Below are 9,481 nucleotides of genomic sequence, written 5' to 3' on the forward strand. Positions count from 1 at the left end.
TCGGGTGAGAAGGAGAATCGCGCCCCTGCCGGCGCGCGGGATCCTCCGGCTGGGGGCCGGGGGCGGCATCTGGCGCAAGCGGGCGGTCAGCGTGGTCGTCGCCGCCGCCGTACCGAACCTGGTCCTGCTGGCGCTCGGCCGGCTCGACCTCGCCGTCTACACCTCGGCGGGCTCGCTGTGCGCCCTGTACGCCCACGGGGAGCCGTACGCGGCGCGCGCCCGCACGCTGGCCTGGGTCGTCCTCGGCATGGCCGCCGGGACGGGCGCGGGCCTGTGCACCGCCGCGCTCACCGACTCCACCGCCCTGCGGGTCGCCGTGGCCGCCCTGCTGGCCGCCGCGCACAAGATCGCCTGCGATGCCGCCCGGATCGGCCCGCCCGGCAACGTCATCTTCACGTTCACCGCCGCGAGCTGCGCGTTCCTTCCGCAGCGGCCGCAGGACGTCCCGTTCCACGTGGGGCTGACCCTGCTCGCGGGCGCCTTCGCCTGGCTCGTGGGGATGGCCCCGGCGCTGGTCCGCCCGCACGGCCCCGAACGGCTCGCCGCCGCGCTCGCGCTGGACGCGGCCGCCCGGCTGCGCGCCGCCGGACCGGACGCCGGCGGCCGGGCGCGGCACGAGGCCGCCGCCGCGATCAACGCCGCCTGGCACACCCTCCGCGCGACCCGGACCCGCGCCCGCCCGGCGCTCGAACGCCTCGTCGTGCGCGCCGAGTCCGCGCTGGCCGGGGCCGCCGTCGACCCGGCGGAGCTCGCCGGCTGGGCCCGCGGGCTGCGCGGATCCGGGCCGGTGCCGGTCCCGGCACCGCTGCCGGGCGAGTCCGCCGAGCTGGCCGGCATCGCCGCCGCCGCGCGCTCCGGGTCCGCGCGCGGCCCGCGCGCCCTCGCCGCGGCCCTGCGCCCCGGCTCCCCGCTGCTGCCGATCGGCGCCCGCGTCGCCGCCGGCGCCGCCCTCGCCGGCTGGGTCACGATGGCCATGGGCGTCGAGCGCCCGTACTGGGCCGTCGTGACCGCGGCGTCGGTGTTCCAGGCCAACACCACGCTGAGCTGGAGCCGCGCGGCGCAGCGCGTCGTCGGCAACCTGGCCGGCCTCGCCGTCTTCACCGCCCTGGTCCCGGTCACCCGGCTCGCGCCCGTTCTCCTCGTGCTGGCCGTGCTGGCGCTCAGCTTCGCCGCCGAGGCCGGGATGGCGCGCAACTACTGGCTGGGCACCGTGTGGGTGACCCCGATGGCGCTGATGATGAGCGAGTTCGCCGGCTACCAGCCCGCCGGGGAGATGGTGCTGGAACGCTGGCTGGACACCCTGGCCGGCGCGGCGCTCGGGATGCTGTGCTGCGTCGTGGTCACCAACCGCCGCGCCACCGGGCGGGTCGAGTCCGCGCTCGACCGGCTCGCCTCGGCCGCGGACGCCGGGCGCGCGCTGCGCGCGGCCGGGGACGCGGCGCCGGCCGACCTGGCCGCCGCCCGCGACCGGCTCGCCGGGGCGCTGGTCGAGCTGCGCGAGGCGGCCGACGTCGCCGCGGGGGAGTGGTGGCAGGGCGCGCTGCCCGAGGAGCGCGTGGCGGGCGCCGAGCGGGACGGGCACCGGCTGCTGGCCGCGCTCGCCCCCGCCGCGTTCACCGCGCCCACCGCGCCCGCCGCGCCCACCGCGCCCGCCGCGTCCGCCGGGGCCGCCGCGCCGGCGGCCGGGCGGGCATAGGCTGTCGCGATCATCACCGACGAGGGGGACCGGCCGTGGAGGACATCGTCGCCGAAGTGCTGCGGCAGTGGCAGCGCCTCCATCCCGACCTGGACACCACCCCGATGGCCGTCATCGGGCGCCTCACCCGGTGCACCGCGCTGCTCCAGCAGGCCGCCGACGCGCCGCTGATCGGCGCCGGGCTGGTCCGGGCCGAGTTCGACGCCCTCGCCGCGCTGCGCCGGCTCGGCCCCGGCGTCACCCCCACCCGGCTGGCCCGCGAGACGTTCGCCTCGGGCGCCGCCGTCACCAAGCGGCTGCGCGAGCTGGAGCGGCGCGGCCTGGTCGAGCGGCGGACCGACGACCGCGACCGCCGCGTCCAGCACCTCGCCCTCACCGAGGAGGGCCGCGCGCTGATGGACCGGCTGCTGCCCGAGCAGGTCGCGTACGAGGCGTCGCTGCTGTCGGGGCTCGGCGCCGCCCGGCAGCGGGAGCTGGCCGGGATCCTCGGCGAGCTGCTCGTGGTGCTGGAGGGGCGCCTCGGCGGGCTGGGGAGCTGACCTTCCGGCCGGAGGCGTTCGCGGATACGTTCGGGGCCACCGCTCGAGACCCGGGGCGCCGCCCTTGAGAGGAACCACGATGTCCGTGCTCACTGACCTGCTCGCCGCCGTCGCCGACGGATCGGTGGAGGTCGTCGACCTGACCGCGCAGCTGTCGGAGTCGACGCCGATCCTCCGGCTGCCGGAGCCGTTCGCCAACACCGTCCCGTTCCGGCTGAGCGAGATCAGCCGGTACGACGACCGCGGCCCGGCCTGGTACTGGAACGACATCCAGACCGGCGAGCACGTCGGGACCCACTTCGACGCGCCCGTCCACTGGGCCACCGGGCGCGACGGCGAGGACGTCTCCCAGGTCGCGCCGCGCCGGCTGGTCGCGCCCGCCGTGGTCCTGGACGCCTCCGCGCACGCCGCGGCCGACCCCGACTTCCTCCTGGAGGTCGACCACGTGCGCGACTGGGAGAAGGCGCACGGGCCGCTGCCCGACGGCGGCTGGCTGCTCTACCGCACCGGCTGGGACGCCCGCTCGGCCGACCAGGAGACCTTCCTCAACGCCGACGCGACCGGCCCGCACACGCCCGGCATCTCCGCCGAGTGCGCGCGCTGGCTGGCCGAGGAGACGCCCGTCATCGGGCTGGGCGTGGAGACCGTCGGCACCGACGCCGGCGCCGCGCACGGCTTCGAGCCGCCGTTCCCGTGCCACTCGTACTTCCTGGGCGCGGGCAAGTACGGCCTGACCCAGCTGCAGAACCTCGCCTCGCTGCCCCCGCGCGGCGCGGTGCTGGTCGCGACCCCGCTGCCGATCGTCGGCGGCTCCGGGAGCCCGGCCCGCGTGCTCGCCCTGGTGGAGCGGTGAACGTCGCCGAGGCGGTCGGCACGGCGCTCGCCCGGCTCGGCGCGGGCACCGTGTTCGGCGTCGTCGGCAGCGGCAACTTCCACGTCACCAACGCCCTCACCGCCGCCGGCGCGCGGTTCGTGGCCGCCCGCCACGAGGGCGGCGCCGCCACGATGGCCGACGCCTACGCCCGCGCGGGCGGCGGCCTCGGGGTCCTGTCGGTGCACCAGGGGCCCGGGCTGACCAACGCGCTCACCGGCATCACCGAGGCCGCCAAGAGCCGGACGCCGCTGCTGGTGCTGACCGGCGAGGTGGCGGCGGGTGCGGTCCGCTCCAACTTCCGCGTCGACCAGGCGGCGCTGGCCCGCGCGGTCGGCGCCGTCCCCGAGCGGATCCACTCGCCCGCCACCGCGCTCGCCGACCTCGCCCGCGCCTGCCGCACGGCCGTCGCCGAGCGCCGCACGGTGGTGCTCGGGCTGCCGCTGGACGTCCAGGAGGCCGAGTACACGGGGCCCGGCGAGCCGGTCCGGGCGGCGCCCGGACCGCCCCGGCCGGGCCGGCCGGTGTTCGGGCCGGGCGGGCCCGGGAACGTTCCGTTCCTGCCGGTGCCGCCGCCCGCCGCCGTCGCGCGGCTGGCCGACGCGCTCGCCGCCGCCGAGCGCCCGGTGTTCATCGCCGGGCGCGGCGCCCGCCTCAGCGGCGCCGCCGAGCCGCTGCGCGCGCTGGCCGAGCGCTGCGGCGCCCTGCTGGCCACCTCCGCCGTGGCCCGCGGGATGTTCCTCGGCGACCCGTACGACCTGGACGTCAGCGGCGGCTTCGCCACCCCGGCCGCCGCCGAGCTGATCGCCGGCGCCGACCTGCTGGCCGGCTGGGGCAGCTCGCTGAACATGTGGACGCTGCGGCACGGCAGGCTGGTCGGCGAGGGCGCCGCGGTCGTCCAGATCGACCTGGACTCCGCCGCCCTCGGCGCGCACCGGCGGGCCGACCTGGCACTGATCGGCGACGCGGCCGAGACCGCCCGCGCCGCCGAGGCGGAGCTGGCGGCGCGCGGCCACACCGCCCGCGGCTACCGCACGCCCGCCGTGGCCGAACGGCTGGCCCGCGAGCGCCGGTGGCGGGACCTCCCGTACGACGACGACTCCGACGGCTCCCGGATCGACCCGCGGACGCTGTCGATCGCGCTGGACGACCTGCTGCCCGCCGAGCGCACGGTCGCCGTCGACTCCGGCAACTTCATGGGCTACCCGGCGATGTACCTGGGCGTCCCCGACGCCGACGGGCTGGTGTTCACCCAGGCGTTCCAGTCGGTCGGGCTCGGGCTCGCCACCGCGATCGGCGCCGCGGTCGCCCGGCCGGACCGGCTCACCGTGGCGGCGCTCGGCGACGGCGGCGCGCTGATGGGGGTCGCGGAGCTGGAGACGGCCGTGCGGCTCGGGCTGGGCCTGCTGGTCGTGGTGTACGACGACGAGGCGTACGGCGCCGAGGTGCACCACTTCGGGCCGGGCGGGCACCCGCTGGACGCGGTCACGTTCCCGCCCGCCGACCTCGCCGCCATCGGCCAGGGCTTCGGCTGCCAGGCGGTCACCGTGCGCAAGCGCGAGGACCTGGGCGCGGTCGCCGACTGGCTGGCCGGGCCGCGGAACCGCCCGCTGGTGGTGGACGCCAAGGTCACCGGGAACGGCCCGTCCTGGTGGCTGGAGGAGGCGTTCCGCGGGCACTAGGCGCCTTCCGGGCGAAAGATCGCGGCCGTCCGCTATAGAAGATCACTCGCCGGGCACACTGCCGGGCACGAGGCCGGGCGCCGGGCTCCCTACCCGGGGAGCGCGGCCCCGACCCGTCCGCACGGTGACAGGGGCCGGGACGCGAGTTTGGCAGCGATTGCTGGTTGACCGATTTTCGCCGGTCTACTTACCGTCGCGGCAGATGTGTCTCACGTCACACCGCCCGCGAGGAGGAGATATGGCGGAACGACTGAGATTTCCTCCGCTGGCCCGCGAGATGGCCGCGGAGTTCGCCGGGACCCTGATCCTGATCCTCTTCGGAGTGGGGGTGGTGGCCCAGGTGGCCGCCGCCGAGATCGGCGACCACGACAGCATCGCCTGGGCCTGGGGGATCGGCGTCACCCTGGGCGTCTACGTGGCGGCCCGCATCAGCGGCGGCCACATCAACCCGGCCGTGACGGTCGCGCTCGCGGTCTTCAACCGGCTGCCCTGGGGCAAGGTGGGCCCGTACATCCTGGCGCAGACGGCCGGGGCCTTCGTGGCCGCGCTGATCGTGCGGTGGAACTACACCGAGGTGCTCGCCGCGGCCGATCCCGGCCACACGATCAAGACCCAGGGCGTCTTCTCCACGCTGCCCGGCAACGGCGAGCTGCCGGTGGGCACCTGGGGCGGGTTCCGCGACCAGGTGATCGGCACCGCGATCCTGCTGTTCGTCGTCATGGCGCTCACCGACCTGCGCAACAACCCCCCGCTGGCCAACCTCACGCCCGTGGTCATCGGCCTGCTGGTGGTGGCGATCGGGATGGCGTGGGGCACCAACGCCGGCTACGCGATCAACCCGGCCCGCGACTTCGGGCCGCGGCTGGCGCAGTTCCTGACCGGGTACGGCGGCGCCTGGCGCGATCAGTACGGTGATCTCTACTTCTGGGTGCCGATCGTCGGGCCGCTCATCGGCGGCGTGATCGGCGCCGCGCTGTACCTGTTCCTGATCGGGCGCAACCTGCCCGACGCGGACGAGGCCGCCACCGCGGACGCCGAACGCAAGCCCGAGTACGACCCGGCCTCCTGAGGCCGGTACCCGACCACGCACATGCCCGTCCCAGCAGAGAGGCGGTTAGCCGGATGGCCGACTTCGTCGGAGCGCTCGACCAGGGGACGACCAGTACCCGCTTCATGATCTTCGATCACGGCGGCAACGAGATCGCCCGCCACCAGCTCGAGCACGAGCAGATCCTGCCGCAGGCCGGGTGGGTGGAGCACAACCCCACCGAGATCTGGGAGCGGACCCGCGCCGTCATCGAGACCACCATGAACAAGGCCGGGCTCGGCCCGTCCGACCTGGCCGCGCTGGGCATCACCAACCAGCGCGAGACCACGGTCGTGTGGAACCGGCGCACCGGGCGGCCGTACTACAACGCGATCGTGTGGCAGGACACCCGCACCGACCGGATCGCCTCCGCGCTGGACCGCGACGGCCGCGGCGAGACGATCCGGCACCGCGCCGGGCTGCCGCCCGCCACGTACTTCTCCGGCGGCAAGATCCAGTGGATCCTGGAGAACGTCGACGGGGTGCGCGCGGCCGCCGAGGAGGGCGAGGCGGTGTTCGGCAACATCGACACCTGGGTCCTGTGGAACCTCACCGGCGGGACCGACGGCGGCGTGCACGTCACCGACGTCACCAACGCCAGCCGGACGATGCTGATGGACCTGGAGACCCTCGACTGGGACGACCAGCTGCTGTCGTTCTTCGGCATCCCGCGCGCGATGCTGCCGGAGATCCGGCCGTCGTCGGCGCCCGACCCGTACGGCCTCACCCGGGGCTCGGGCCCGCTGCACGGGGAGGTGCCGCTGACCGGCGACCTCGGCGACCAGCAGGCCGCCACGGTCGGGCAGGTCTGCTTCGCGCCGGGCGAGGCCAAGAACACCTACGGCACCGGCAACTTCCTGCTGCTCAACACGGGCGAGGAGCTGGTCAGGTCCAAGGCCGGGATGCTCACCACGGTCTGCTACCGCTTCGGCGACCAGGCGCCGGTGTACGCGCTCGAGGGCTCGATCGCGGTCACCGGGTCGGCGGTGCAGTGGCTGCGCGACCAGCTCGGGATCATCTCCGGCGCGTCGCAGAGCGAGTCCCTCGCCCGGCAGGTCGAGGACAACGGCGGCGTGTACTTCGTCCCGGCGTTCTCGGGGCTGTTCGCGCCGTACTGGAAGTCCGACGCCCGAGGCGCGATCGTCGGGCTGTCGCGGTACAACACCAACGCCCATCTCGCGCGGGCCACCCTGGAGGCGATCTGCTACCAGTCGCGCGACGTCGTGGAGGCGATGCGCGAGGACTCCGGCGTCGCGCTCGACTCGCTCAAGGTCGACGGCGGCATCACCGCCAACGAGCTCTGCATGCAGATGCAGGCCGACATCCTGGGCGTCCCGGTGTCGCGGCCGGTCGTCGCCGAGACGACCGCGCTGGGCGCCGCGTACGCGGCGGGGCTGGCCGTCGGCTTCTGGAGCACCACCGACGAGCTGCGCCAGAACTGGAACGAGGACAAGCGCTGGCACCCCCAGTGGGACGAGGCGAAGCGGACCGAGGGGTACGCCGGCTGGAAGAAGGCGGTCGAGCGCACCTTCGGCTGGGTCGACGTCGACTGAGCGGCCGGGGCACCGCCGCGGCCCCGCGGCGGTGCCCCGCCCTCACCGCCCGCGGAACGAGGCGCTGATCTCGTCGACGACGCGGAGCACGGCAACCGACTCGTCCAGCGGCAGCAGCGGGCTCTCGGTGAGGCCGAGCCGCAGGCAGCGGGCGACCTCCTCGGCCTGGTACGTGTAGCCGTGGCCCGCGAGTTCCGCGGTGAACGTCTCCGGCTCCGCGCCCGGGCGCGTGAGCGTCAGCGACGACGGCCGGTAGAACGGCGCCCCCAGCTCGATGCGGCCCTTGGTGCCGACGATCGTGGCCGTGTGCGGCGACTCGCCCATGAGCCCGCAGTGCAGCAGGGCCAGCGCGCCCGAGTCGTACCCGAGCAGGATCCCGGTGTTGGCGTCCACGCCGGTGGGCGCCGGTGCCGCCGTCGCCTGGACGGTGCTCGGCGGGCCCAGCAGCGGCCAGGCGATCGACAGCACGTAGCAGCCGAGGTCCAGCAGCGCGCCGCCGGCCAGCTCGGCCGACCACAGCCGGTGCACCGGGTCGTACGGCGGGGCGATGGAGAAGTCGGCGTACACGGCCGACACCTCCCCGATCGCGCCCTCGCCGACGAGCGCGTGCAGCCGCCGCACCAGGGGGCTGAACCGGGTCCACATCCCCTCCATGGCGAACAGCCCGCGCTCGCGCGCCAGCGCCGCCAGCGCCTCGGCGTCGGCGGCGGTGGTGGTCAGCGGCTTCTCCACCAGGACGGCGCGGCCGGCCTCCAGGCAGAGGCGGGCCGGCTCGGCGTGCAGCGGGTGCGGCGTGGCGATGTAGACCACGTCGACCCCGTCGTCCGCCGCGAGCTCGGCGTACGAGCCGTGCGCCCGCGCGATCCCGTGCCGTTCGGCGAACGCGGCGGCGGTGGCGGCCGAGCGGGAACCGGCGGCGACCACCTCGTGCCCGTCCAGGCGCAGCAGGTCCTCGGTGAAGACGGTGGCGATGCCGCCGGTGCCCAGGATCCCCCAGCGGAGCGAATTGTCGGCCATGCCGGACATCGTACGGCGGTCGGTGATCTTTCCGGGCGGCGATCCGGGGCCGCCCGGCCGGTGCCCTTGCTCTGCGTCACCGGCTGCGTACATGATCGGACCCGAGCGCGGCGCAGCGCCGCACCGCCGAGAGGAGTCCCATGATCAGACGCCTGGCCGGAGCCACGGCCGCCACCGCCGCCGGCGCGTCCCTGCTGACCGCGGCCGGCACCGCGCAGGCGGCGCCCGCCGCCCCCGCGGCCGCGCCGCCCGCCGCCGCCGCGAAGGTCGACTTCGCCGGCATCGTCGCGCTGGACAACTGCTCCGGCTCGCTGGTGCGCGGGCCGCGCTCCACCGACGCCGACCGGGCACTGGTCCTGACCAACGGGCACTGCCTGGAGACGGGCATGCCCAAGGCCGGCGAAGTGATCGTCGACCGGCCGTCCACCCGGACGTTCACGCTGCTCGACCGCACCGGCCGCAAGAACCTCGGGACGCTCAAGGCCACCCGGATCGAGTACGCGACCATGACCGACACCGACGTGGCCCTGTACCGGCTCACCGACACCTACGCCAAGATCCGGTCGCGGTACAAGACGGACGCGCTCAAGCTCTCGCCCGCGCACCCCCGCGCGGGCACGGCGATCTCGGTGGTCTCCGGCTACTGGAAGAAGATCTACTCCTGCAAGATCGACGGGTTCGTGCACCGGATGCGCGAGGCCGACTGGACCTGGAAGGACTCCATCCGGTACGGGCCCGGCTGCGACACCATCGGCGGCACCTCAGGGTCCCCGATCGTGGACGACCGCAGCCGGCACGTCGTCGGCGTCAACAACACCGGCAACGAGAGCGGCGAGCGCTGCACCCTCAACAACCCGTGCGAGATCGACGAGAACGGCCGGGTGACCGTCCGCGAGGGCACCAACTACGGGCAGCAGACGTACACGCTGGCCCGCTGCCTGGGCCGCGGCAACGACGTGGTCCTCGGCGGCAAGTGCGTCCTGCCGCGCCCGTGACGTCCGGCGGGGACGGCGGGCGGCCCTGACCGCCCGCCCAC

8 protein-coding genes are annotated in these 9,481 nt (G+C 75.5%); 7 read left to right on the forward strand and 1 reads right to left on the reverse strand.

Going from position 1 to position 9,481, the window contains the following annotated elements; all coding sequences use genetic code 11:
* The first annotated feature begins 4 nt into the window (after positions 1–4).
* The 6 genes from AB0881_RS36575 to glpK all read left to right on the forward strand — a co-directional run bounded on the left by AB0881_RS36575 (position 5) and on the right by glpK (position 7,428).
* Positions 5–1,696 carry an FUSC family protein gene (locus AB0881_RS36575; RefSeq protein ID WP_366624686.1) on the forward strand — a complete coding sequence of 564 codons (1,692 nt, stop codon included), beginning with the start codon at positions 5–7 and terminating at the stop codon, positions 1,694–1,696.
* 35 nt (positions 1,697–1,731) lie between these two features.
* The gene (locus AB0881_RS36580) at positions 1,732–2,235 is read left to right on the forward strand and encodes a MarR family transcriptional regulator (RefSeq protein WP_366624687.1); all 504 of its coding nucleotides are present in this window, start codon (positions 1,732–1,734) and stop codon (positions 2,233–2,235) included.
* A gap of 79 nt (positions 2,236–2,314) precedes the next feature.
* Positions 2,315–3,088, forward strand: coding sequence for a cyclase family protein (locus AB0881_RS36585; RefSeq protein WP_366624689.1), 774 nt, complete (start codon positions 2,315–2,317; stop codon positions 3,086–3,088).
* Positions 3,085–4,788 (forward strand): thiamine pyrophosphate-binding protein, encoded by a 1,704-nt coding sequence (locus AB0881_RS36590; protein WP_366624691.1) that lies wholly within the window; start codon positions 3,085–3,087, stop codon positions 4,786–4,788. Before AB0881_RS36585 ends, AB0881_RS36590 begins: the two co-directional genes overlap by 4 nt.
* A 238-nt stretch (positions 4,789–5,026) precedes the next feature.
* Positions 5,027–5,857, forward strand: a complete 831-nt coding sequence (locus AB0881_RS36595; protein WP_366624693.1) for an MIP/aquaporin family protein — start codon at positions 5,027–5,029, stop codon at positions 5,855–5,857.
* A 53-nt stretch (positions 5,858–5,910) separates the two neighbouring features.
* A complete protein-coding gene (glpK, locus tag AB0881_RS36600; RefSeq protein WP_366624695.1) occupies positions 5,911–7,428 on the forward strand; it encodes a glycerol kinase GlpK in 1,518 nt (505 codons plus the stop codon).
* A 42-nt stretch (positions 7,429–7,470) separates the two neighbouring features.
* Here glpK and AB0881_RS36605 read toward each other — a convergent pair whose 3' ends face one another.
* Complete coding sequence (locus AB0881_RS36605; RefSeq protein WP_366624697.1) at positions 7,471–8,445, reverse strand: Gfo/Idh/MocA family oxidoreductase; 975 nt, start codon at positions 8,443–8,445, stop codon at positions 7,471–7,473.
* Positions 8,446–8,585: 140 nt separating this feature from the next.
* Here AB0881_RS36605 and AB0881_RS36610 point away from each other — a divergent pair, with 140 nt between their 5' ends.
* The gene (locus AB0881_RS36610) at positions 8,586–9,440 is read left to right on the forward strand and encodes a serine protease (RefSeq protein WP_366624698.1); all 855 of its coding nucleotides are present in this window, start codon (positions 8,586–8,588) and stop codon (positions 9,438–9,440) included.
* Positions 9,441–9,481: the final 41 nt, after the last annotated feature.

Origin of the sequence: Spirillospora sp. NPDC029432 (genome assembly GCF_040703975.1) — a bacterium.
GTDB lineage: Bacteria > Actinomycetota > Actinomycetes > Streptosporangiales > Streptosporangiaceae > Spirillospora.

Coding starts and splice junctions, on each gene's coding strand:
- AB0881_RS36610 (WP_366624698.1), top strand. CDS start 8,586: ATGATCAGACGCCTGGCCGGAGCCACGGCCGCCACCGCCGCCGGCGCG.
- AB0881_RS36585 (WP_366624689.1), top strand. CDS start 2,315: ATGTCCGTGCTCACTGACCTGCTCGCCGCCGTCGCCGACGGATCGGTG.
- glpK (WP_366624695.1), top strand. CDS start 5,911: ATGGCCGACTTCGTCGGAGCGCTCGACCAGGGGACGACCAGTACCCGC.
- AB0881_RS36605 (WP_366624697.1), bottom strand. CDS start 8,445: ATGGCCGACAATTCGCTCCGCTGGGGGATCCTGGGCACCGGCGGCATC.
- AB0881_RS36595 (WP_366624693.1), top strand. CDS start 5,027: ATGGCGGAACGACTGAGATTTCCTCCGCTGGCCCGCGAGATGGCCGCG.